General features: G+C 69.3%; 20 protein-coding genes. 9 read left to right on the forward strand and 11 right to left on the reverse strand.

All coding sequences use genetic code 11. The annotated features are described in order from the left end of the window. Window positions 1–30: 30 nt before the first annotated feature. Both Sri02f_RS30080 and Sri02f_RS30085 read right to left on the reverse strand, forming a co-directional pair. Window positions 31–1,626, reverse strand: coding sequence for a phytoene desaturase family protein (locus Sri02f_RS30080; RefSeq protein ID WP_109004483.1), 1,596 nt, complete (start codon window positions 1,624–1,626; stop codon window positions 31–33). Between the two features lie 174 nt (window positions 1,627–1,800). Further along, window positions 1,801–2,598 (reverse strand): oxygenase MpaB family protein, encoded by a 798-nt coding sequence (locus Sri02f_RS30085; protein ID WP_109004511.1) that lies wholly within the window; start codon window positions 2,596–2,598, stop codon window positions 1,801–1,803. Between the two features lie 640 nt (window positions 2,599–3,238). On the opposite strand from Sri02f_RS30085, the gene Sri02f_RS30090 reads away from it, so the two are divergent. After that, window positions 3,239–5,038: a phosphatidylglycerol lysyltransferase domain-containing protein gene (locus Sri02f_RS30090; RefSeq protein ID WP_109004484.1), complete on the forward strand. Its 1,800-nt coding sequence runs from the start codon at window positions 3,239–3,241 to the stop codon at window positions 5,036–5,038. A gap of 1,120 nt (window positions 5,039–6,158) precedes the next feature. On the opposite strand, the gene Sri02f_RS30100 is transcribed toward Sri02f_RS30090, so the two are convergent. Continuing rightward, window positions 6,159–6,653 carry a MarR family winged helix-turn-helix transcriptional regulator gene (locus Sri02f_RS30100; protein ID WP_109004486.1) on the reverse strand — a complete coding sequence of 165 codons (495 nt, stop codon included), beginning with the start codon at window positions 6,651–6,653 and terminating at the stop codon, window positions 6,159–6,161. A gap of 131 nt (window positions 6,654–6,784) precedes the next feature. Continuing rightward, window positions 6,785–8,011, reverse strand: a complete 1,227-nt coding sequence (locus Sri02f_RS30105) for an acyl-CoA dehydrogenase family protein (protein ID WP_109004487.1) — start codon at window positions 8,009–8,011, stop codon at window positions 6,785–6,787. A gap of 63 nt (window positions 8,012–8,074) precedes the next feature. Here Sri02f_RS30105 and Sri02f_RS30110 point away from each other — a divergent pair, with 63 nt between their 5' ends. Together Sri02f_RS30110 and Sri02f_RS30120 are read left to right on the forward strand one after the other, a co-directional pair. Further along, window positions 8,075–8,902: an SDR family oxidoreductase gene (locus Sri02f_RS30110; RefSeq protein ID WP_109004488.1), complete on the forward strand. Its 828-nt coding sequence runs from the start codon at window positions 8,075–8,077 to the stop codon at window positions 8,900–8,902. Window positions 8,903–9,325: 423 nt separating this feature from the next. Further along, entirely contained in the window at window positions 9,326–10,813 is a 1,488-nt protein-coding gene (locus tag Sri02f_RS30120) for an amidase (RefSeq protein ID WP_218029904.1), read from the forward strand. Window positions 10,814–10,867: 54 nt separating this feature from the next. Here Sri02f_RS30120 and Sri02f_RS42290 read toward each other — a convergent pair whose 3' ends face one another. Then, window positions 10,868–11,230, reverse strand: a complete 363-nt coding sequence (locus Sri02f_RS42290) for a hypothetical protein (protein WP_218029905.1) — start codon at window positions 11,228–11,230, stop codon at window positions 10,868–10,870. 88 nt (window positions 11,231–11,318) lie between these two features. Here Sri02f_RS42290 and Sri02f_RS42295 point away from each other — a divergent pair, with 88 nt between their 5' ends. Next, window positions 11,319–11,492, forward strand: a complete 174-nt coding sequence (locus Sri02f_RS42295; protein WP_199808890.1) for an AMP-binding protein — start codon at window positions 11,319–11,321, stop codon at window positions 11,490–11,492. Here Sri02f_RS42295 and lpdA read toward each other — a convergent pair. Beyond that, complete coding sequence (gene lpdA / locus Sri02f_RS30130) at window positions 11,482–12,894, reverse strand: dihydrolipoyl dehydrogenase (RefSeq protein ID WP_109004490.1); 1,413 nt, start codon at window positions 12,892–12,894, stop codon at window positions 11,482–11,484. The genes Sri02f_RS42295 and lpdA overlap by 11 nt on opposite strands. Before the next feature lie 131 nt (window positions 12,895–13,025). Beyond that, entirely contained in the window at window positions 13,026–14,258 is a 1,233-nt protein-coding gene (locus Sri02f_RS30135) for a saccharopine dehydrogenase NADP-binding domain-containing protein (RefSeq protein ID WP_109004491.1), read from the reverse strand. 37 nt (window positions 14,259–14,295) lie between these two features. Between Sri02f_RS30135 and Sri02f_RS30140 the strand changes: the two genes are divergently transcribed. Next, window positions 14,296–14,925: a TetR/AcrR family transcriptional regulator gene (locus Sri02f_RS30140; RefSeq protein ID WP_159106800.1), complete on the forward strand. Its 630-nt coding sequence runs from the start codon at window positions 14,296–14,298 to the stop codon at window positions 14,923–14,925. Between the two features lie 50 nt (window positions 14,926–14,975). Here the strand turns inward: Sri02f_RS30140 and Sri02f_RS30145 are convergent, their stop codons facing one another. From Sri02f_RS30145 to Sri02f_RS30155, 3 genes are all read right to left on the reverse strand, one after another. After that, window positions 14,976–16,037: an LLM class flavin-dependent oxidoreductase gene (locus Sri02f_RS30145; RefSeq protein WP_109004493.1), complete on the reverse strand. Its 1,062-nt coding sequence runs from the start codon at window positions 16,035–16,037 to the stop codon at window positions 14,976–14,978. Then, window positions 16,037–16,570: an SRPBCC family protein gene (locus tag Sri02f_RS30150; RefSeq protein ID WP_109004494.1), complete on the reverse strand. Its 534-nt coding sequence runs from the start codon at window positions 16,568–16,570 to the stop codon at window positions 16,037–16,039. Before Sri02f_RS30150 ends, Sri02f_RS30145 begins: the two co-directional genes overlap by 1 nt. A gap of 113 nt (window positions 16,571–16,683) precedes the next feature. Next, window positions 16,684–17,181 (reverse strand): winged helix-turn-helix transcriptional regulator, encoded by a 498-nt coding sequence (locus Sri02f_RS30155; protein ID WP_109004512.1) that lies wholly within the window; start codon window positions 17,179–17,181, stop codon window positions 16,684–16,686. A 107-nt stretch (window positions 17,182–17,288) separates the two neighbouring features. Between Sri02f_RS30155 and Sri02f_RS30160 the strand changes: the two genes are divergently transcribed. Next, a complete protein-coding gene (locus Sri02f_RS30160) occupies window positions 17,289–18,185 on the forward strand; it encodes an SDR family oxidoreductase (RefSeq protein ID WP_109004495.1) in 897 nt (298 codons plus the stop codon). 48 nt (window positions 18,186–18,233) lie between these two features. Here Sri02f_RS30160 and Sri02f_RS30165 read toward each other — a convergent pair whose 3' ends face one another. After that, window positions 18,234–18,917: a TetR/AcrR family transcriptional regulator gene (locus Sri02f_RS30165; RefSeq protein WP_109004496.1), complete on the reverse strand. Its 684-nt coding sequence runs from the start codon at window positions 18,915–18,917 to the stop codon at window positions 18,234–18,236. Between the two features lie 211 nt (window positions 18,918–19,128). Here Sri02f_RS30165 and Sri02f_RS30170 point away from each other — a divergent pair, with 211 nt between their 5' ends. The 3 genes from Sri02f_RS30170 to Sri02f_RS30180 are packed head-to-tail and all read left to right on the forward strand — an operon-like array spanning window position 19,129 to window position 22,533. Continuing rightward, the gene (locus tag Sri02f_RS30170) at window positions 19,129–20,103 is read left to right on the forward strand and encodes an enoyl-CoA hydratase/isomerase family protein (protein WP_109004497.1); all 975 of its coding nucleotides are present in this window, start codon (window positions 19,129–19,131) and stop codon (window positions 20,101–20,103) included. A gap of 7 nt (window positions 20,104–20,110) precedes the next feature. Next, window positions 20,111–21,031, forward strand: a complete 921-nt coding sequence (locus Sri02f_RS30175) for an alpha/beta hydrolase (protein ID WP_109004498.1) — start codon at window positions 20,111–20,113, stop codon at window positions 21,029–21,031. Between the two features lie 35 nt (window positions 21,032–21,066). Beyond that, window positions 21,067–22,533, forward strand: a complete 1,467-nt coding sequence (locus Sri02f_RS30180; RefSeq protein WP_109004499.1) for a class I adenylate-forming enzyme family protein — start codon at window positions 21,067–21,069, stop codon at window positions 22,531–22,533. Window positions 22,534–22,744: the final 211 nt, after the last annotated feature.

Below are 22,744 nucleotides of genomic sequence, written 5' to 3' on the forward strand. Positions count from 1 at the left end.
GGACGACGGAAGGCTTTTTCTGATAGACCGTCAGATTGATGTGCCCGGGACCCGTGGGGCCTCCAGCACCGCCATCGCCGCGTTGTGCCCCGGGACCCCGCTCACCCCTCCCCCGCGCACCGCGCCGGCCCCGCACAGCAGCACGTTGCCGTGCCGGGTCTCGACGCCCCAGCGGCCTGCGCCGTCGTCCGCGTACGGCCAGGACAGTTCGCGGTGGAAGATGTTGCCGCCCGGCAGGCCGAGGTCGCGCTCCAGGTCCAGCGGGGTCCTCGCCTCGATGCAGGGGCGGCCGTCGGCGTCGAGGGCCAGGCAGTCCGCGAGGGGTTCGGCCAGGTGCGAGTCGAGCTGGGCCAGCGTCGATCTCAGCAGTTCCTCGCGCACGCCGTCGTTGTCGGCGTGGAAGAGCCGGGCCGGCGTGTGCAGTCCGAACAGCGTCAGCGTCTGGTATCCCGCCGCGGCGAGGTCCGCGCCGAGGATGCTCGGGTCGGTCAGCGAGTGGCAGTAGATCTCGGAGGGCGGGGCGGCCGGCAGCTCGCCGGCGGCGGCCTGGGCGTGGGCGGCGGCGAGCTGCTCGTACCCCTCCGCGATGTGGAAGGTCCCGGCGAACGCCTCGCGCGGGTCGACGGAGCTGTCGCGCAGCCTCGGCAACCGCTTGAGCAGCATGTTCACCTTGAGCTGGGCGCCCTCCGCGGGGGCGGGCGGCTCGTCGCCGGCGAGGGCCGCCAGCGCCTGCGGGGAGGCGTTCACCAGGACGTGCCGGGCGGCGACGACACCCTCGCCGTCGGCGCTGCGGTAGGCCACCTCGGCGGTACGGCCGTCGGTGTCGATCCGTACGGCCTCGTGTCCGGTGGCGAGGACCGCGCCCGCCTCGCGGGCGGCGGCGGCCAGGGCGTCGGTGAGGGCGCCCATCCCGCCGACGGGGACGTCCCACGCTCCCGTGCCGCCGCCGATGACGTGGTAGAGGAAGCAGCGGTTCTGCCGGAGGGAGGGGTCGTGGGCGTCGGCGAAGGTGCCGATGAGGGCGTCGGTGAGGACCACGCCCCGCACGAGGTCGTCGGCGAAGCGCTCCTCGACGGCCACGCCGATCGGCTCCTCGAACAGGGCCCGCCAGGCCTCCTCGTCGTCGACCGTGCGGCGCAGTTCGTCGCGGGTGGGCAGCGGCTCGGTGAGCGTGGGGAAGACCCGCTGGGCGAGACGTCCGGTCATCCCGTAGAAACGCTCCCAGGCCGCGTACTCGCGCTCGCCGCCGGTGAGCCGCGCGAACGCCTCGCGGGTGCGTTCCTCGCCTCCTCCCACCAGGAGCCCGGTGGGCCGCCCGGCGCGCTCCACGGGCGTGTACGAGGAGATCGTGCGGCTCCGGAGGCGAAAGCTCAGCCCCAGATCCCGCACGATCTTCGACGGAAGCAGGCTGACCAGGTACGAGTACCGGGACAGCCGGGCGTCGACGCCGGTGAACGGGCGGGTGGAGACGGCGGCGCCGCCGGTGTGGTCCAGCCGCTCCAGCACCAGCACCGACCGCCCGGCCCGGGCCAGATAGGCGGCCGCGACCAGACCGTTGTGGCCGCCGCCCACGACGACGACGTCGTAGGCGCGGTGCTGTCCGTGGTGTCCCTCGTGTGCAGGCATGGTTCTTCGTAACACGTGCCGATCAAGGTCGGCCAGACGCGGTCGCCCACGGTCTCCGGAGCCGGACCGCCAGGACGGTCGGGGTGCGGGGCGTCCCGTCGTGTTTGCGCGTCGACCGCGGGCCCCTCCTGCGCGGCCCACGGCCGCTCCGGCACGTACCCGGCGCCGAGCGGCCTACGGCCGGACTTTGCACGGCGCCGGACGGGCTTCGGGGCCGAGCCTGTCCATGGCCCGCAGAATGTGCTTGGGCGGGAGCTGCCAGCGGACACGTGCGGGAACACAGCGCAGCACGGCGCCGGCGGCACGCAGCCGCCGGGTGACGGTGTCGGGCTCGGGGGCGCGCCTGCCGTACAGCTCGTGGGCGTACGGCGGCAGCGAGGCGTACGCCAGTTGCGCCACCCGCCGCCACAGCAGGGCGCGCGCCGGGACGAGCAGCGGGTGGGTCGGCGGCCGGAGCAGGAAGTCGTCCACCGCGCGCGCCTCCGCTCCGGCGGCGAGTTCGGGGCGCACCTTCTCGAAGTACTCCTCCATGGCGGCCCGGTCGCCGGGCACGGTGTCCGGGTCGAGCCCCACCAGGCGGGCGCTGACGCGGTGCTCGCCGATGTAACGGTCGGCCGCCGCGTCGGAGAGCGGATACCCGGAACGGCGCAGGACGTGCAGATAGGAGTCGATCTCGGCGCAGTGCACCCACAGCAGCAGCGCGGGTTCGTCGACTCCGTAGCGCTCCCCGGTGTCCGGGTCGGTCGCGGAGAGCAGGCGGTGGATCCGGCGGACGCGGGCGCCCGCCTTCTCGGCGGCCCCGGCGGTGCCGTAGGTGGTGGTGCCGACGAAGTCGGCGGTGCGCATCAGCCGGCCCCAGGCGTCCCGCCGGAAGTCGGAGTTCTGCATGACACCGCGCACGGCTCGCGGGTGCAGCGCCTGGAGGTAGAGCGCCCGGATCCCGGCGACCCACATCATCGGGTCGCCGTGCATCTGCCAGGTCACGCTCGCCGGGCCGAACAGCCCCGGGTCGGCCGTCACGGCAGGTGTGGCCACAGCCGCCTCCTCGGACACGGCGGGGGCACCCGTCCCCCACGACGTCGCCTCCGGTTCCTTCCCCGGAGACCGCCGGGTCAGTCCCTCCAGGCGCGGCCCCGACCACCTTCGGCCCGCCTGCGGCCCGTCTGCGGCCTGCGTGCGGCCTGCGTGCGGCCCGGGCCGCCCACGGCGTCGCGGGCGACTCACCACAGGTCACGGTCGACATCGCCGCGGTGCAGGCCGCCGCGAGGCCGGCCCCCGCAGAGCGCGTCGCACCCCGCGTCGGGGCGGTGACGATCGCCGAAAGTCGCTGCGACCGACGACTTTCGTCGTCCCTCCCCGGCCCCGAGCGGCATCTATGGTGTGCGGGTGAGTGCACTGTCACCGGCTTTTCTGGCGGCTACGGCGAAGAGGGGCGGGGCGAAGAGAGGCGGCTCGTCCTGCTGCCGCCCGCCGTCGCCGTGATCCTCCGGCTCCGCCCGACGGCAAGGCGGCGCAACGGCCGCGCTGTTGACCGGCCGCCGGACCCCGAACGCACGACGCATTCTCCGTACCCCTCAGAAGCAACAGGCCGCAAACGGAAGGGCCCAGCACCATGTCATCCCCCCTCAAGCGAGTGGATCGGGCAAGCGCCGTGGAACGCCCGGCCTCGGCCCGCTCCGAGGAGGTCAGGCCGCGCAGTTCGACGACGGGCTCGCGGCGGGCGGCGGCGTTCGCCGTCTGGTACCTGCGAGCCGTCACCTTCATCAACTTCCTCAGCGCCGCCTGGATCTCCTTGGGACAGGACTCGGAGTACTACGTCCCGCCGTACCTGTTGACCGCCGGATACGCCTCCGGTGTGTTCACGATGTTCCTGGCCATCACCATGCGCCGTCGCAAGCGGGCCGCGTGGATCCTCAACTTCGCGCTCTGCGGGCTGTTCCTCCTGCTGTTCGCCTCCCTGATGGCCCTCCCGGAGGTATGGCAGTATCCGCAGAACTGGATCTCCCTCGTCCTCTCCGCCGCGTTCATCGCCGCGCTGGCCGTGGGGCGGCGGGAGTTCTACGCCAAGGGCGACCGGTCCAACCCCCGGCTCGCCGTCGCCGTCGGCGTGGTCGGTCTGCTCGTCTCCTCGCTCCTCGCCACGTTCCTGGTGACGGTCACCAACCACGCGCACGACTCCGAACTGTCGACGTTCCCGGACCGCTGGCGCTACGGCACGTTCCGGCTGATCTCGGTCGCCGTCGACGACTCCGGCTACGCCGGGATCACCACCCCGAACTGGGTCAACGTCGCCATCAACATGATGAGCACCTTGCTGGTCCTCGCGGTCTTCTACGCCGCTTTCCGCTCACGGCGCGCCGTCGACCCGCTCACCGAGGACGACGAGGCACGTCTGCGGGCGCTGCTCGACCGGCACGGCGACCGTGACTCCCTCGGCTACTTCGCGCTGCGCCGCGAGAAGAGCGTGGTGTGGTCGCCGACGGGCAAGGCGGCGGTCGCGTACCGGGTGCTCGGCGGTGTCTCGCTCGCGAGCGGCGACCCGATCGGCGATCCCGAGGCCTGGCCCGGGGCCATCGAGCCGTGGCTCGCCGAGGCGCGGGCGCACGGCTGGATCCCGGCGGTGATGGGTGCGAGCGAGGAGGCGGGCCAGGTGTACGCGCGGCATGGTCTGGACGCCCTCGAACTCGGGGACGAGGCCATCGTCGAGACGGACGAGTTCACCCTCGACGGGCGGGCCATGCGTACCGTGCGGCAGGCCTTCAACCGGGTGCAGCGGGCGGGCTACCAGGTGCGTGTCCGAAGGCATGGGGACATCCCGGCCGACGAGATGGCGGTTCTGCTGAAGCGGGCGGACGACTGGCGGGACGGGGCCACCGAACGCGGTTTCAGCATGGCGCTGGGGCGGCTCGGCGATCCGGACGACGGGCAGTGCGTGATGCTCGAATGCACGGATGCACAGGGCGAGTTGAAGGCGGTGCTGTCCTTCGTGCCTTGGGGGCCTCAGGGCCTCTCGCTCGACCTCATGCGCCGGGACCGGGACTCCGAGAACGGCCTCATGGAGTTCATGGTGATCGAACTGCTCCGCCGGGCGCGCGAGATCGGGATCACCCAGGTGTCGCTCAACTTCGCCATGTTCCGTTCCGTCTTCGAGCGCGGGTCGCGTCTCGGCGCCGGGCCGGTGCTGAGGCTGTGGCGGTCGCTGCTCGGCTTCTTCTCGCGCTGGTGGCAGATCGAGTCCCTGTACCGCGCCAACGCCAAGTACCGGCCCGTCTGGGAACCGAGGTTCCTGCTCTTCGAGAAGAGCGCGGACCTGCTGCGCATCGGGCTCGCGTCGGCGCGGGCGGAGGGGTTCCTGGAGGCGCCGGGGCTGCCGAAGTGGCTGCACCGCAAGCGCCTGGAGTCGCCGCGATGAGGACGCCCGGCGGGCTGCCGCCAGGCCGCTCGACCCGGCCTGCCGAGTGGGCGAGGATATTGGGCAAGGAGCGAGCCATCTCGAGCAGTCGGTCGTCGTCGCCGACGAAACCGGAGTGCAGGGGAGCATTGGCCACGTCGTCGATGCCTATGTGGTTCACGAGCAGCCGATACAAGTCCGCGAGGCTGCCTTCCGGCAGCAGGCCGGCGGCTGTGGGCCAGCTTCCCGGCGGAGCGGGCAGGCGCGTCAGCGCTTGCAGGTACGCCTCAAGGGTGGCCGGGGTGTCGAGTCGGCGCCCGATGAGTGGCCAGAAGGCCGGAAGGACTGTGAGATGCAGAAGGGCAACTGCTGCCAGCATCCAGCGCACGTGTTCTGGTGACTGTGGTGCGTGGTCCGATGGATCGTCGGTCAGTACGGCAGCCAGCTGGACCGATGCGTTCGTGTCCCCTCGGACCGCGAGTTCGCTCAGATGATCGCGCGCACGCGACGGTGTAGCTGCTGTTGAGGGCGGTGCCGCGTGCGGCCGCGCCGTCGAAGAGCAGTGCCAGTTGCTCACCGAGGGCTTCCGGATCCGCGGCCCCGGCCTGCCGTGCGATGTCCGAGAGGCGGCGGGCGAACTCGCCCTTGTACGCCGCGGCCAGTCGGTGGGCGGAATGCCCAGGGTCGGGTACTTCAACGCTGACGTTCAGGAACGGGCACCCCCGGAACGGAGCGGCGGTTTCCGGCGGCTTCCAGTCGAAGACGGCGAGCAATTGCTCACGCGGGCTCAAGGTCGGTGGGGCGGACGCCGGGGGGACGGGGAGGGGGCCGTCGCCCAGGGACCGCAGGTATGCCGTCCGCGCACTTTTCGTGGAGCCCGGTCGCCCAACCCTCCGAGCACCACCACACAAACCGCTCGGCGAACGTGGTGACGAACCTGCCGGGAACGAGCACCTCGATCACGGTCAGCGACTCGGGTGTTGCCCCATGCTCGACCCAATTGACGCATGGCCTACGAACAGGGCGCCCCCTGCCCACCACAACGAGTCCGCCGACGACCGCCGGATGGCATACGGCCCGGCAAGCCGACTTCGCCAGAACCGGGGCATAGCGCCACCCCGGCTGCGATCCTCTAGAGCCGTTATGCCCGTTTCCCACCGTTCTGCTCCCGGACGGTGTCGAACAGGGAGGTCAGAGTGGGACTTGCCGCGAGACTGCCCAGCAGGACGTGAAGCGACTGTCGTTCCGTGGCACCCAGGTCTGCGAGGATTTCGCCGTCGAGATCGACGAGTGTGTGGTTGAGGCGGGCCAGGACCTTGCGCCCTTCCGCGGTGATGTCCACGGCGTAGCGGCGACGATCCTGCGGATCTCGTGTCCGCTCCGCGTATCCGGCGCGCTCCAGGTCGTCGAGACTCGTCACCATCGTCGCGGGGTCGATGCGCAGGAACGAGCCAAGTGCCAGTTGCGGCATGGCACCGTTGTCCGCCAAAGCCTGCAGGACGCTGTAATGCCGCACCCGCAGGCCGGTCCCGCCGATGCCGTCCTCGGCGATCCTGAACGCCACCTGCCCGAGTTTGACCAGCAGGCAGATGGTGTGTTCGGCCACTGTCCCCGGAACCAGCGGAGCCTCGGACATCGTTTATCCCGCCTATGGTTAGTCGTACGTATGGTCCTGTCCATCGTACGAGAAGGCCCGAGGCAGCAGGACCGCTGCAGACCGGCGGGATTCCCCACCTTCCGCCGGCTTACGGTCGGTGCGTCCTGTGGTCAGCCGACGATGGCCCGACCGAAGATCTGCCGGGCTATGACCCACTTCTGGATCTCGTTGGTGCCCTCATAGATTTCGCCGATCTTGCTGTCCCGGTAGATCGCCTCGACGGGGCCGGGGCTGCCGTCGGCACCCAGTTCGCGCGCGAAGCCGAGGCCTCCGAAGGCCTGGACGGCGTCGCGCGCCATGTCCACCGACAACTTGGTGGCGTAGTACTTCGCCATCGCGGCCTCGGGCTCCGGGGACTGGTTGCCCGCGTCCAGGCGCAGGGCGGCCTTGGTGTAGAGGGTGCGGGCGTTCTCGATCTCGGTGGCCCGTTCGGCGAGCAGGAACTGCCAGTGCTGGTTGGCGGCCACCGGCTTGCCGAAGGCGTGTCGCGTCGACAGGTGGGCCACGGTGTGGTCGAAGGCGGCCTGCGCCATGCCGACCCCGGCAGCCGCGATGCCGATCCGGCCGTAGGTCAGCGTGGACAGCGCATGGCGCAGTCCGTGTCCCTCGGCGCCACCGAGAAGGTCGTCGTCGGTCAGGTGCACATCCGTGAAGCGGATGTCCGCGGTGAGCTGGCCGCGGTTGCCCATCTTGCGGTCGGGAAGGCCTACCTCCACTCCGGGAAGCGCCGTGTCGACGATGAACATGCTCAGCCGGGTGCCGGTGCGGGCGAGAACCACCACGAACCCGGCGACGGGCGAGTTGGAGATCCACCGCTTGTGGCCGTTCAGCACCCAGCCGGCCTCGGTGCGTATCGCCTCGGTCTGAACCGCCTGCGGCGACAGGTCACTTGAGGCATCCGGCTCGGTGGTGGCGAACGCGCCGACCACTGAGCCCTCCGCGACCTTTCGCAGCCATCGCTGCTGCTGCTCCTCGGTGCCCTGCCGCAGGGCGTTGCCCGCCAGGATGCAGTGCACGTCGAAGACGGCCGCGACGCTGCTGGAGTAGTAGGCCAGTTCCTCGATGGCCGCGGCGGTGGCGCTCGCCGGGTGGGTCAGACCGTCGCCGCCGACCTCGCTGGGGAAGGGGATCCGGAAGACCCCCGCCGACGCAAGCCCGTCAAACACCTGCCGGGGGAAGCCGTCCGTGCGCTCGTCGCCCCCCGCGATCGCCACGGCGTGCGGAGCCACTTCGTGCTCTGCGATCCGGCGCACGGCAGCGCGAACGGACTGTGTCTCTCTGGGGGCCAGGAGCTCGTGGTAGAGCCGGTCGATCTGGCGTGTGGGAGTGGAAGTCATACGCGGAAGATACCATTAGCATCGCGTACGATTAGCTCGGCAATCTATTTTGGAGGTTCGACCATGACACAGACGCTGGCCGACAGGACCATCCTGATGTCGGGAGGCAGCCGCGGCATCGGACTCGCCATCGCTCTGCGCGCGGCCCGCGACGGCGCGAACGTGGTGATGCTCGCCAAGACCTCCGTGCCGCATCCGAAGCTCGAAGGCACGGTCCACACCGCCGTTGACGAGATTGAGCGCGCGGGCGGCAAGGGGCTGGCCGTCGTCGGTGACGTCCGCGACGAGGACGATGTGCGCACCGCTGTCGACGCGGCGGTCAGCGCCTTCGGTGGCATCGACATCGTGGTGAACAACGCCAGCGCGATCGACCTGTCGTCGTCGGAGCAGCTGGAGATGAAGCGGTACGACCTGATGCAGGACATCAACACGCGTGGCACGTTCCTGCTGAGCAAGGCCGCCATCCCGCACCTGCGCAAGGCGGGCAACCCGCACATCCTCACGCTCTCCCCGCCGTTGAACCTCGCGCCGCACTGGGTGGGGAAGCACCTCGGTTACACGCTGTCGAAGTACGGCATGAGTCTGTGCACCATCGGGCTCGCCGAGGAGCTCGCCGCCGACGGCATCGCCGCCAACTCGTTGTGGCCGAGGACCCTGATCGACACAGCCGCCGTGCGCAACGTGGTCGGCGGCGCCGGACAAGCCCGTAGTCCGCGGATCATGGCTGACGCCGCGTACGCCATCCTCACGCGTGACGCGCGGAAGTGCACCGCCAACCTGTTCATCGACGACGAGGTCCTGTCGGACGAGGGCGTCACCGACCTGTCCGTCTACAGCCCTGCCGACTTCGAAGGTGATCTCGCGCTCGACATATTCGTCGATCCGGCCTGATCCCACACAGCTCACTAGATGAACGCGAGGGCGTTCTCGATGCCCTTCTTGAGGACCTCATCGGCGAGCTTCGAGTCGAAGGCGGCGCGGGACAGCTGCCGCGCCCCAGGCCTGCTTGCGCGTCCGCGCAGCGGCCGATCTAGTCGAGCAGGGCGGCGGAGGGACATCCGACGCCGCGCTGGTCCCGGTGCTCGGGCGACAGATAGCCGCGAACGAGATCCTCGAGTCCCGGGCAACCGGGCCGCCGGGCCGCAGAGTGCCGTACCGCGCCGCCTGCGCGCGTAGCTCCTCTCTGACGCCACAGGATCCTCCGTTCGATGCGCAGGGCCATTGCCTTGCACGTCATCCCGAGCCTATGGTCTGTCGAATGTAATGTTATGACTCACATTTGATGATGCGTCAGAGTCAGAGATGAGGCACGCCGTGAGTGACGTCCCCTTCCAGCCCGCAGTGGAGCAGTCACGCGCGCTGGCCGCGGGTGAGATCTCGAGCCGGGAACTCGTCGAGCTCTATCTTGAGCGGATCGCCACCCATAACACCGCGTTGAACGCGGTGGTGACCCTTGACCCCGAGCGGGCCCGTCGCGAGGCCGGGGAAGCGGACGCCGCGCGGGCGGCCGGGCGAGACCTCGGTCCTCTGCACGGTGTGCCGATCACGGTCAAGGACAGCTTCGAGACAGCCGGGATGCGCACCGTCTGCGGGCGGACAGACCTCAAGGACTACGTGCCCGACCACGACGCCGAGGCGGTCAAGCGGCTGCGTTCGGCCGGTGCCGTGATCATGGGGAAGAGCAACATGCCTCCGGGCAACCAGGACGTCCAGGCCGACAACCCGGTGTTCGGTCCTTCATCGAACCCGTGGGACACGACCCGTACCTCGGGCGGATCCGCCGGGGGCGGCGCCGTCGCCACCGCCGCGGGCCTCACGGCGTTCGACTTCGGCTCGGAGATCGGCGGATCGACCAGGATCCCGTCCCACTTCAACGGCCTGTACGGGCACAAGTCGACCTGGCGGTCCATACCCCTCATCGGGCATGTGCCCTACGGCCCGGGCCCGGGACGATGGACCGAGGCCGACATGGGCTGCGGCGGCGCGCAGGTCCGCGACGCCCGTGACCTCGTCCCGATCCTGCGGGCAACGGTCGGGCCCGCCGACTACGACGGCGGTTTCAGCTACACACTCGCACCGCCGCGCGCGACCAAGCTCGCCGACTTCCGGGTCGCCGTCTGGAGCGAGGATCCCTCGTGTCCGGTGGACAGCGACGTCGCGGCTGCCGTAGACGACGCGGTCGCTGTGCTGCGGACGGCCGGCGCGAAGATCACGGTGCAGCCCGCCGGCCTCCCTGTCGACATCGCGACGAATCACGAGAAGGCCTTCCAGCCCCTGCTCTTCGGCGCGGGCGACCGCACCGGCCTCGCTCCTGCCTCCAGCGCCGCAGTGCTGGCCCGGTTCGTCCAGCACCCGCGGGGTGACGCCGGTCCCGCCCTGCTCGGAACCTTCCAGTCCCACTATCACTGGCTGCAGGCCCACATGGTGCGCAATGAGATCCGGCAGCGATGGTTCGAGTTCTTCCAGGACTTCGACATCGTGCTCATGCCGGTCACCCCGACGGCCGCCCCCGCCCACCACAACAAGCTGATCGACTGGTTCGGGCGGCCATTCGAAGTCGAAGGTGTGCGACGCCCTTACTGGGACCAGGTCAAGTGGAGCGCCGTCGCCAACGTCTCCGGGGGGCCGGCGACGACCATCCCGGTGCGCCGAGGCAGGAGCGGACTGCCCATCGGTCTGCAGGCCATGGGCCCGAGCGGGGGCGATCTCACCACCATCGAGTTCGCCGCCCTGCTGGGCCGGGAAGTGGACGGCTTCGTGCCGCCTCCGGCCTTCGTCCAGACCCCCACCACTGGACCCTGACCACCCGCCCGAAAACCCCGAAGAACGACGATGCACAGCTTGAGCCGCAACGCGTCACGACTGCGGACGGATTCCGCGTCCCGCTACCCGGAACGCACCGCGATCGTCTTCGGCGACGACCGCATCACGTACGAGGCCCTCGACGCCGCCAACCGGGGGGGCGAACCTGCTCGTCTCGCGCGGGATCCAGCCCGGGGACAAGGTCGTGCTGTCATGCCCCGATTCTCCAACATCTACTTCGGCATCCTCAAGGCCGACGCCGCGGTCGTGCCGCTGAACGTGCTGTTGCAGGGCCGCGAGGTCGCCTACCACCTCACCGGCTTCGACGCGAAGGGTGTACTTCGCCTTCGAGGGAACCCCGGAGCTGCCGATCGGGAAGGCCGCCTGGAAGGGATTCCGCGAGAGCACGGACTGCACCGAGTTCTTCCTGATCGAGAGCGGCGGCGCGCCGTAGTCCGGGGACGAGACGCCGGAGTCCTACACCTCGGTCGTAGCCGAGCAGCCCGTGACGTTCCGGACGGTCGAACGCGACGAAGACGACACAGCGGTGGTCCCCTACACGTCCGGCACAACCGGCCACCCCAAGGGCGCGGAGCTGCGTCACCGCAATGTGTATGACAACGCGCTCGCCGGCATCGACCTGTTCGTTTCGAGGGGGCAGCGCCCTGCTACATGTTGATCATGTGGCCCGCGAGGCCGTGGACGGCTTCCTTGACCGCCTCGCCCAGGGTGGGGTGGGCGTGGACGTTGCGGGCGACCTCATGGACGGTGAGGTCCCACTGCTGGGCCAGGGTCAGCTCGGGAAGGAGTTCGGTGACGTCGGGGCCGATGAGGTGGCCGCCGAGGAGTTCGCCGTACTTGCCGTCGCTGATCAGCTTGACGAAGCCGGTGGCGTCGCCGAGGCCGTGGGCCTTGGCGTTCGCGGTGAACGGGAACTTGGCCACCTGGACGTCGTACCCCTTCTCCCTCGCCTGCGCCTCGGTGTAGCCGAAGCTCGCGATCTGCGGCTGGCAGAACGTGGAGCGCGGGATCATCACGTAGTCCAGCTCCATGGTCTCCGCGTCCGCGATCGTCTCGGCGGCGACCACGCCCATCGCCTCGGCGGCGTGCGCGAGCATCAGCTTCGCGGTGACGTCCCCGATGGCGTAGATGTGCGGGACGGAGGTGCGGCAGCGGCCGTCCACGTCGATCGCGCCGCGCTCGGTGACGCGGACGCCGGTGTTCTCCAGGCCGTATCCGGTGACGTTCGGGGCGAAGCCGATGGCCTGCAGGACCTTGTCGGCCTCCAGCACCTGCTGGGTGCCGTCCTTGCCGGTGACGGTGACCCGCACCCGCGGGCCGGACTCGTCGATCGACTCGACGCGGGTCGAGGTGAGCACGTCGATGCCCAACTTCCGGTACTGCTTGGCCAGTTCGGTGGAGACCTCGGCGTCCTCCAGCGGGGCGATACGGTCCAGGAACTCGACGACGGTGACCTTGACGCCGTAGTTGTGCAGCACATAGGCGAACTCGACGCCGATGGCCCCGGCGCCGGCGATCACGATCGACTGCGGCAGGTCCTCGGCGAGGATCTGCTCCTCGTACGTCACCACGCGCGCGCTGCGCTTGGTGCCGGGCAGCAGCTTGGGGGTCGCCCCGGCGGCGATGATGCAGTTCTCGAAGCCGATGGTGCGGGTGTTGCCGTCGTAGTCGGCCACCTGGAGTGTGTGCGGGTCGAGGAACGTGCCGCGTCCGCTGATTTCGGTGATCTTGTTCTTCTTCATCAGGTAGTGGACGCCCTTGACCCGGCCGTCCGCGACCTTCCGGCTGCGGCGGAAGGCCTCCCCGTAGTCGAAGGAGACCTGTCCGTCGACCTTGATGCCGAAGGTCTTCGCCTCGCGCGTGAAGATGTGTGCGAGTTCGGCGTTGCGCAGCAGGGCCTTGGTGGGGATGCACCCCACGTTCAGGCAGACGCCGCCCCAGTACCTCTCCTCGACGACCGCGACGCGCTTGCCCAGTTGGGCGGCCCTGATGGCGGCCACGTACCCGCCTGGGCCCGCGCCGAGTACGACGACGTCGAAGTGCTCACCCTGCTCGTCCATGGACCTTCCCTTTCCACTGGGAGGGTCGACTCCACGTCAGTGGCCGACTCGCTCCCGATCGCACAACCTGTTCATCAACTCAGTCGCTGTGGTTCAACGCCCCGGTGCCTTGATCAATGCCCACGCAGCGATCACCGACGGGCCAACGCCCCGTCGACTTCGTGTACTCCCGCCTCGGCGGCACCGAGCCTGAGGGTGTCGAGCCCGAAGGCCGCGACCGGACCGTGCACACCGGGCTTGAGGACGGCATCCGGCGCCGCCGCACGGACTGCGCCCCACGCCAGGAGGGAGCCCGTCATCTCGTAGGGATCGGGTCCGGTGAGGGCCGTCGTGGCCAGGGGACGACCCTGGCCGTCGCGGGCGACCGCGATCACCAGGGAACGGCCGTCGGTGTCCGGCTCACGATGTGCTCCCGGGAGCCGCCCGGACCACCGCGTCAGAGCAGCCCGCACCTTCGCCGACCTCAGCAAGGGCGCCTGGAGCATGGCGGCGATCTGCACCGGACGCGTCCACCGCCCGAGCCAGCCCATCCCCACCTCGACGCTCTCCAACTGAGGGAAGACCTCAGGCAGGCCGAGATGCTCCGTGCCCGGGACGGTCATGGCCGGGCGTCGCACACCGGCGTAGCGGAAGGTGAGGACACGCTTGGCGGCCCGCTCGTCGACCAGTCGGGCAGAGGCTTTAGGGCGTGGAGAGCGGTAGGCGAACCCGTCCTCGGCCGCCGCGGCGACCAGCGTCTGGCGCGTGCCACCCGTGGTCAGGTCCCAGGAGTCGCGCAGGGTGCTCCGGTAACGCAGCTCACTCCCGCGCCCCGAACGGGTGATGAAGTAACCGATCTCGACATGGGATGCGCGCTCGCCCGCCTGTTCCAGGGCCAAGGCGCCGGCGAGATTGCCGGGCACGTAGTCGTAGCCGAACGCGGGTACGAGAGTCGCTCCCCTGGCGGCCGCGACGGAGTCCAGCTCAAGGAGGACCCGGCGGGCGAAGGGGCCCTCCCCCGTGGAGTCGAAGTAGCGCGCTCCCGCCCGCGCGGCAGCCCTGACTGTGGCCATGCCCAGTTGCATGAACGGCCCGACCGTGGAGACGACCACATCGCTGGGGCCCAGAAGGCGCGTGAGGTGGGCGGAAGAGGTGACGTCCACTTCCGCCACTGGCAGTTCCGCCTCGAAGCGGTCGGCCAGGGTCAGCATCTTCGTTCGGCTTCGCCCGACCAAGGTCGGCTTCTCACCTCGTGCGAGCAGTTCCCTGAGAACTCGCCGCCCCGTGTACCCCGTCGCACCCAGCAACAAGATTCTGCGCTTTTCCACGGCTACGTCTGCCTTCCGGAGGGCATTCACGACGACCACTGACCGACCACGAGTCATTCACTGACTTCAAGTCATTGAATATACGATGGTCAACATGAGAGGGCCAAACCGACGACAGCTATATGCGGAGCAGACCCGGGCGGACCTGGTGGCGGCCGCGCGCAAACTCTTCGTCGACAACGGGTTCGCGGACACGTCGGTCGAGGCCATCACCGCGGCGGCGCAAGTGAGCAAGGGCACCTTCTACCACCACTTCCCGGACAAGAAGGCGATGTTCGCCGAGCTCTACACGGAGCTGCTCCAGCGGGTCGGAGCGCTCGCCGACGCGGCGTCCGAGGCGATCCGTGCGACGCCGGGCGAGCCTGCCTTGGCCGCCGTGTCGAACCTCACGCACGCCTTCTTGCAGCGGACCATCGACGATCCCCTGCATCGAGAGCTGATGGCCCAGGCGCCCTCGGTGCTGGTGGAGCAGTACCGGCACATCAACGACACGGTGGCCCAGCCGCCGATCGAACGGCTATTGACCGTCCTGGCCGAACGCGGTGACGTGGAACCGGACGTTCCGGTCGCCACCGTCGCCCGGCTGCTGTTGGCCGTCCTGTGCGAGGGCAACCAGATCATCGCCGCCGCGGCGGACCGGGAGGACGCCCTGGCCAGGACGTTCCACACGATCACCCTGCTGATGTCGGGCCTGGCGGCGGACGGCGTCAGCGCGCACGGTTGACGTCGACCAACGCCTGCAACAGCACTCCTCGACCGCACCCGGCCGTGCCGCTACCGTGCCGCCTCGTTCTCGATGTCACGGACCAGGTCGATGGCCCGACCGAGAGTGGTGAGCCGAGCGTCGAGGGTCTCTCCGGCCGGATAAAAACGTACGGTGTCCACACCGGCGTCGCGCCACACACGCAGCCGCTGACGCACCATGGCCTCGGTTCCGATCAGAGTGGTCGCCAGCACCATTTCGTCGGTGACCAGGCCGGCCGCGCCCTCCCGGTCCCCGGCCTGCCAACGTGTCCGAACTTCGGCCGCCACCTCGGCCCAACCCTGGCGGCTGTAGGCATTGTTGTAGAAGTTCGTGGTCGCGGAACCCATGCCGCCGAGGCTGAAGGCCAGTTCCTTCTTGCGTCCGGCCACCATCGCGCTCAGCGCGTCCTCGTCGTCCGCGAAGGCGACCTCGGCACCTTGGCAGATGTCGAGGTCGGCACGGGCGCGACCGGCGGTGGCCAGGCCCTGGTCCAGGTGGTGGAAGTACGCCTCCTTGGCGCCCTCGGGCACGAAACTGGTGCCCAGCCACCCATCGGCGATCTCACCGGTCAGGTGCAGCATCTTCGGCGAGAGGGTGGCGAGGTAGACCGGAATGTCATGCTCGGCACGCATCGACAGACGCATGGGCTTCGCCTCCGCGCCCGGCAGGGGAATCCGGAACTCCTGTCCCGAGTAGGAGACTTTGCCGCCCGCGGCGGCCTCCCGCACGATCTCGACGGTCTCCCGCATCCGCACCAGCGGGCGGGCGAAGGGCACGCCGTGCAGCCCCTCGATCACCTGCGGCCCGGAGGGGCCCAGTCCGAGAAGGAAGCGCCCCTGGGAGATCTGCGACAGTGTGATCGCGGCGCGGGCGATGGCCATCGGCGTACGGGTGCCGAGTTGGATGATTCCGGATCCGAGGAGCATGCGCTCGGTCTTCGCCGCGAGGTAGCCCAACGGCGAGGGAGCCTCGGAGCCCCACGCCTCCGCCACCCAGCAGATGTCGAGACCGAGCTTCTCCGCCTCGGTGACATAGGCGACGATCTCCCGCCAGTCGCCCCCGGAAGCTTCGATCGTGGTGGAGGTACGCATCAGAGCCTCGCCTCGCCCGCGGGCCGGGCCCTCTCGGCCAGCTTCTTGATCTCTTCGAGGGTGATGGTCATGTTGGCCTCGAACTCCCGCATGCGCACGAAGACGATCTTCTGCTCCTTCTCCGGCATGCGATCGATGGCGAAGGAGAGGCCCGAAGGGGCCGGCCCCATCTGCATCCATTCGCTCAGCAGAGTGCCACCGCCCTGCGGCTCCAACGTGAACCGCCAGATCGCGGTTGGGTCCTGCGGGTTCTCGACGCTCCAGGCAAGCAGCCTCGGCGGCTCGTACTCGACGATGTGGGAGGTGGTGGTCCACTCCCCGAGTGCCTCGTGCTTGCTCCTGCCGATGAACCGGGCTCCCAGAGCAGGGGCGGTCCTGCCATCCAGCCATTCGACGTGCTGCAGCTCGGAGCTCATACGCGGCATCAGCTCGATGTCGGACACGAGCGGCCACACCTGTTCGGGCGGAGCAGCGATCCAGGTGCGAACCTCCACCGTCGGCTTGTCCGCATAGCGCGCGCCTGTCCAATCCATGTTCCTGCAGCCTCCATGCCGATCCGAGAACTCCCATGACCAGACGTGACCAGTAAAGTTGCGTAGATAGACTCACATGTCAAGGGAAACGCCGCTCCGGCAGAGCCGCGGAGTCAGCCGGCGAAACGCTCTCGGACATCCGGCCGTTCGGCCAGATGTGGCGGATAGCCGGGGCCCATACGAGGACTGGTGTTCTCCGCGGTCATCTGCTCCCCGCAGGAAGAACACACCACCTCGGCATGGGCTTCCTGTCCGCAGACCTCGTGACGCATGACTACCGGCGGGCCCTCTTCACCGGACAGCCAGCGGTCCCCCCACCGGTTCATCACCAGCAGCACACCGTAGAAGTCGCGCCCCTTCTCCGTGAGCACGTAGTCGTACCGAACCGGCTCCGTCTGGTACGGCCGTTTCTCCAGCAGCCCCTCATCCACCAACCGGCGCAACCGGTCCGTCAATGTGTTGCGCGCGATCCCCAGTGACACCTGGAACGCGTCGAACCGCCGGATCCCGTAGAACGCCTCACGCAGCACCAACGGCGTCCACCAGTCCCCGAGCAAGTCCATGGTGCGCGCGATCGAACAGGGCCAGTGCGCAAAGGATGTCCGCCTCATGACAGTCAGCATAGGTTCGTCCAGTCGTGAGACCCAGCACGTGGAGCGGCGACAGTTCATACGCGCGACATCTTGCGCTCAATAAATAACGAAGTTATGTTGCCGCCATGAAACGTGACCTGCTGGGCAGAAAGCTGGTTGTCACCGGAGCGGCGCGCGGCATCGGCGAGAAGGTGGCCCGCCTGGCCATCGCCCGAGGCGCTCAGGTGACCTTGATCGGACTGGAGCCCGATCGGCTCCGTGACCTCGCCCGCGAGCTGGGCCCCGCCGCTTCCTGGCGTGAGGCCGATGTGCGCGACGGAACCGTCCTGCGGTCAGCGATCGACGAGGCTGCGGGGGTCATGGGCGGCATCGATCTCGTCGTCGCCAATGCCGGCGTCGTGGCGTACGGGACCGTGCGACAGACGGACGAGGCGTCGTTCGAGCGGGTCCTGGACATCAATCTGAACGGTGTCTTCCGGACCCTCAAGTACGTAACGCCCCATCTGGAACGCAGCCGGGGACACGTGCTGGTCGTGGCGTCCGCGCTGTCCTTCATGCCGCTGGCGGCGATGGCCTCCTACGGCGCCAGCAAGGCCGCGGCCGAGCTGCTCGCCCTGACCTATCGCCAGGAGGTGGCGCACCTCGGCGTCACGGTCGGCCTGGTGCACCCCTCCTGGATCGACACGGATCTCGTCCGGGGCGCCGAGGCGGACCTCCCCTCGTTCCAGGGCCTGCGCAACCGGCTCCCCTACCCGGGCAATGTCACCACGAGTGCCGATCGGGCGGCTGCCGCGATCGTCGACGGGCTCGTGCGCCGCCGCAGCCGCGTGTACGTCCCGCGCGCGGTCGTCGTGGCCAACTGGGCCAAGGCAGCGCTGAATTCGCCACTGGCCTGGCCATGGGCGAGGCGCTTCGCGGCCCGTGCCGTTCCGTCCCTCGAACGGGAGGTCGCGGCGCTGGGGAGGCATGACCAGCTCACGCCGGGCACCGGTGCCTCTGCCGCGGAGACCAAGTCGCCCTAGCCGCATATGGGTGGTCCCGCGCGGGACAGCGTCCTGCCCTACCGACTTTCACCGACCTTGAACGATCGAGTCGTAAAGGCGCGCGCCCGCCTCGTGCGAGGCTTCGGCCCGTTCCCGCTCGTCGCCCAGACCGACAGAGAAGTTCACGCCCATCGGCCGCATCACCTGCACCACGGGATCCTCGAACTCGCCGAAGTGCTCGGCCAGCTCAAGGGTGACGTACCCGTGGACCAGACTCCACAACTGGGCGGCTATGACTTCAGGTTCCTGCCGCTCGGCCCTGCCCGAGTCCACGAGCCGTCGACATGCCGCGGTGATATGGACGTGGGCATCCTGGAAGGCCGGCGAATGTCCGCTCAAGCGAAGGTCCGCGTCCGACAGCGGCCGGTACGTCGCACGAGTGGACAGGCCGAACATCAGGTCGTACAGGTGAGGGTTCCCGTGGGCCACTCGGCGGCAGGTCAAAGCCATGGCGAAGAGATCCGCGGTCGGATCGTCCGTCACCGGCACCTGGGCGAACGCCGCGCCGAGCTCCCTGAAGCCGTGGTCGGCGACGGCGCGCATCAGTTCGGGGATCCCACCGAAGTGGCCGTAGACGGCCATCGTCGACAGCCCGCTCGCGGACGCCACCGTACGCGCCTTGATGGCCGACGGCCCCTGTTCGGCCAGCAGACCGACAGCGGCTCGCACAAGCCGCTCCGGTGCGTCATCGAGCTTCGGCCGCCCTGCCATGCCTCTCGCGCCTCCACCATTGACACTCTTGAAATAACTTGGTTATGTAACTCGTCACGGCAATAGTACACATCTCGAGCGACGTGCCGTTTCGGACACGGGCGCGCCTCCCCGGACGGGCTTTCACGCACTGTCCCAGATTCCTGGCGCCGGCAGCCCCTCCCTCACTCGCTTTGCACTCCCCCATGAACCCAGCACGGGAGCAGAATCCATGCCATACAAAGACAAGGGTCATCTGGAGATCGAGGACCGCGGAGCCGTCCTTGTCGTCCGGGTCGACGGCGGCCCGCACCAGTTGTTCGGCCTCGACATCGCCCATCAGCTGGACAAGCTGGTGACCCGGGTCGACCGCGATCCGAGCATCCGTGCCGTCGTCTTCACCGGGGCACATCCCGAGCGGTTCGTCAGCCATGCCGCGGTCCGGTGGCTGCAGGAAGAGGGCGCCGCGAGCCCGACGGTCGGCCGACGCGGTGCCGCCGCCGTCGTACGCATGGCGAAGCACGTGGACCGGTCCCGGGTCCTCGGGGCACTGATGCGCAGGACCCCGATGCGGGGTGCCCTCCAGCTGGAGCGTCTGCACACGACCTTCCTCCGGATGAACGCCAGCGGTGTCCTCTTCGTCGCCGCGCTCAACGGTTCGGCTCTCGGCCTCGGCGCCGAGTTCGCCTGGGCCTGCGATCTGCGGGTCATGGCCGACGGGGACTTCTTCATCGGCCAGCCCGAAATCCTCCTCGGCATCATCCCGGGCGGAGGCGGCACCCAGCGGCTGACCCGCCTGATCGGCACCCACCGGTCCCTGGCCGCGATCCTCGAAGGCAAGCCGTTCACGCCCGCGGAAGCGCTCGCCAACGGGGCGGTCGACAAGGTCGTACCCCAGGACAAGGTCGTCGCGCAGGCGGTCGAACTCGCAGAGCACTTCGGCCGGCGGTCGAAGGGGTCGGTCGCGGCCGCCAAGAGGTCGGTGTACCTCGGCGGCTCGATGCCCCTGGAGGACGGACTCCACGTCGAACGCGCCGAGTTCTTCACCCGAGTCATGTCGAAGGACGGCCAGGAACTGATGCTCGACTACATGAAGACGACGGACGCCACCGGCGAGCTCCCGCTCTACAACCCGGACACCTACGTCCAGGCGCTCGCCTCGGGCAGCGTGCCCGGGCACCGCTCGACGAAGACGACGCGGCGGTGAGCAGACGATGACCACTGCGCACTCCTTCACCCGCCACGACATCACCTTCCCCTCCGGCGACAGCACCTGTGCCGGATGGCTCTACCTCCCGACCGGCGTCACCTCCCCGCCCGTCGTCATCCTCGGGCACGGCCTCGGCGCCACCCGCGAGATGCGCCTGGACGCCTTCGCCGAGCGTTTCGCGCAGGCCGGCATCGCCGCCGTGGCCTTCACCTACCGGCACTTCGGCGACAGCGGCGGGCACCCGCGCCAGCTCCTGTCGATCAAGCGTCAGCTCGCCGACTGGGACGCCGCCATCGCCTATGTCAAGGCCCGCCCTGACGTCGACCGCTCCCGCGTCGCGGTGTGGGGCAGCTCCTTCGGCGGAGGCCACGCCATCACCGTCGCCTCTCGGCATCCCGAACTGCGCGCGGCCGTGTCCCAGTGCCCGTTCACCGATGGTCTCGCCTCCGCGCTCGCGCTCGGCCCGGTCGCCTCGCTCAGGATGACCCCCGTGGTCGCTCGGGACATGGCGGCCAGAGTGCGCGGCAAGGCACCCGCGATGGTTCCCATCGCCTCCGCCCCCGGTTCGCCGGCCCTCATGAACGCTCCGGACGCCCTGCCCGGCTACCAGGCGCTCCAGCCGCCCGGCACGACATTCCGCAACGAGGTGGCGGCACGGGTCATTCCGACCATCGCCGCCTACCGGCCCGGGCGTGCCGCGAAGAAGGTCGCCATGCCGATCCTCTTCTGCGTCAGCAACACCGACTCCGTCACGCCTCCCGCCCAGACCCTCCGGTACGCGCGCACCGCACCCCGGGGAGAGATCAAGAGGTACGACGCCGGCCACTTCGACTTCTACACCGGCGAGACCTTCGAGGCCCTGGTCCGCGACCAGGTCGAGTTCCTCACCCGGCAGCTGCACCCCGCGCCGGTATCGACTCCTTGACCGGACCGCACAACACCGAGACAGGTACGCCCGCCATGAACTTCGCTTCACTGCCCGACCGCCGCGCCGCTCTCGACCCCGATGGGGCAGCGGTCTCGGACGGGCGCCAGTCACTCACCAACACTCAGTTGCTGGACCGCGTCCGTGCGGCAGCGCGTCAGCTCCAGGACCTCGGCATCGGTCCCGGCGATGTGGTGGCCCTCAAGCTGACGAACCGCATCGAGTTCGTGCTGCTGTTGTTCGCCGCTTGGCGGATCGGCGCCACCATCACGCCGGTCAACCCGAGCATGACCGACGTCGAGGTGGGCCGGCAGGTCAAGGACTCCGATGCGCGTCTGCTGGTGGTCGAAGACCGCGAGGCGCCCGTCACGGACGGTACTGCCGTACTCGCCGTCGGCGCACTGCACAAGGAAGGGGCGAGTTCGGATCACGCGCCGCATGTGGACTCGTCCGCGCTGGCTCTTCTCATATACACCAGCGGCACCACCGGGACGCCCAAGGGCGTGATGCTGGACCACGCCAACATCGACGCCATGACGGAGATGGGCCGCCTGTCCCTGGACATCGGGCCCGCCGACCGGTGCCTGCTGATCCTGCCGCTCTTCCACGTCAACGGCATCGTGGTCAGCATTCTCACGCCTCTTCTCGCGGGGGCGAGCGTCGTCATCGCGGGCCGCCGGTTCGACCCACACAGCTTCTTCGACCTCGTCGAGCAGGAGCGCCCCACCTTCTTCAGCGCCGTGCCGACGATCTACGGCATGCTCGCCTCCCTCCCGGACGACGTGCGGCCCGACACATCGTCGCTGAGGTTCGGAGTCTGTGGCGCCGCACCCGCCTCCGCCGAGCTGCTGAACCGGTTCGAAGCCCGGTACGGGTTCCCTCTTGTCGAGGGGTACGGCCTGTCCGAAGGAACCTGCGGGTCCACCGTCAACCCCGTCGCGGGCCCGCGACGTGCCGGCACCGTGGGACTCCCCTTCCCCGGCCAGGAGATTCGGATCGTCGACGCCGAAGGTACCGAGGTGGGGCCGGGCACGGACGGTGAGGTCCTCGTGAAGGGCCCCAACCTCATGCGTGGCTATCTCGGCCGCCCGGAGGAAACGGCCAGGGTCATCGTCGACGGCTGGTTGCACACGGGCGATGTGGGTCACCTCGACGCCGAGGGCTATCTGACCCTGGTCGGGCGCTCGAAGGACATGATCATCCGCGGTGGGGAGAACATCTACCCCAAGGAGATCGAGGACGTCCTCACAGGCGACCCGTCGGTGCTCGAAGCCGCCGTGATCGGCGTACCCGACGAGAAGTGGGGAGAGGTGGTCGTGGCCTACATACAGCCGCGACCAGGCGTGACCGTCGATCTGACGGCGCTGCGGGAGCTCTGTGCGCGCAGCCTCACCGGCTTCAAGCGTCCGACCGACTTCTTCGTGGTGGAGGCCATAGCGAAGAACGCGGTCGGGAAGATCGACAAAGCCTCCTTGCGCGCTGCCCACGTCGCGGCTTCGTGAGATTCACCGCGCGCCGAGCCTGGATGCCCAGGCAGCGCATATCCGACAGCGCGGCCGCGGGAGACGCTTCGGCGGGTGACCGGGTCTCGGCCAGGATCTGACTGAGGGGCGGCCCAACCGGAAGCGGCTGGGCCTCCCCTCGGTTCGGGAGGCTGCTCGGACGACTTGCCCCGGCCGGCCAGTGAGACTGCGCACCCGCAGGGGCGCCGCT

Origin of the sequence: Streptomyces rishiriensis (assembly GCF_003112535.1) — a bacterium.
In the GTDB taxonomy this organism is placed as follows: domain Bacteria; phylum Actinomycetota; class Actinomycetes; order Streptomycetales; family Streptomycetaceae; genus Streptomyces; species Streptomyces rishiriensis.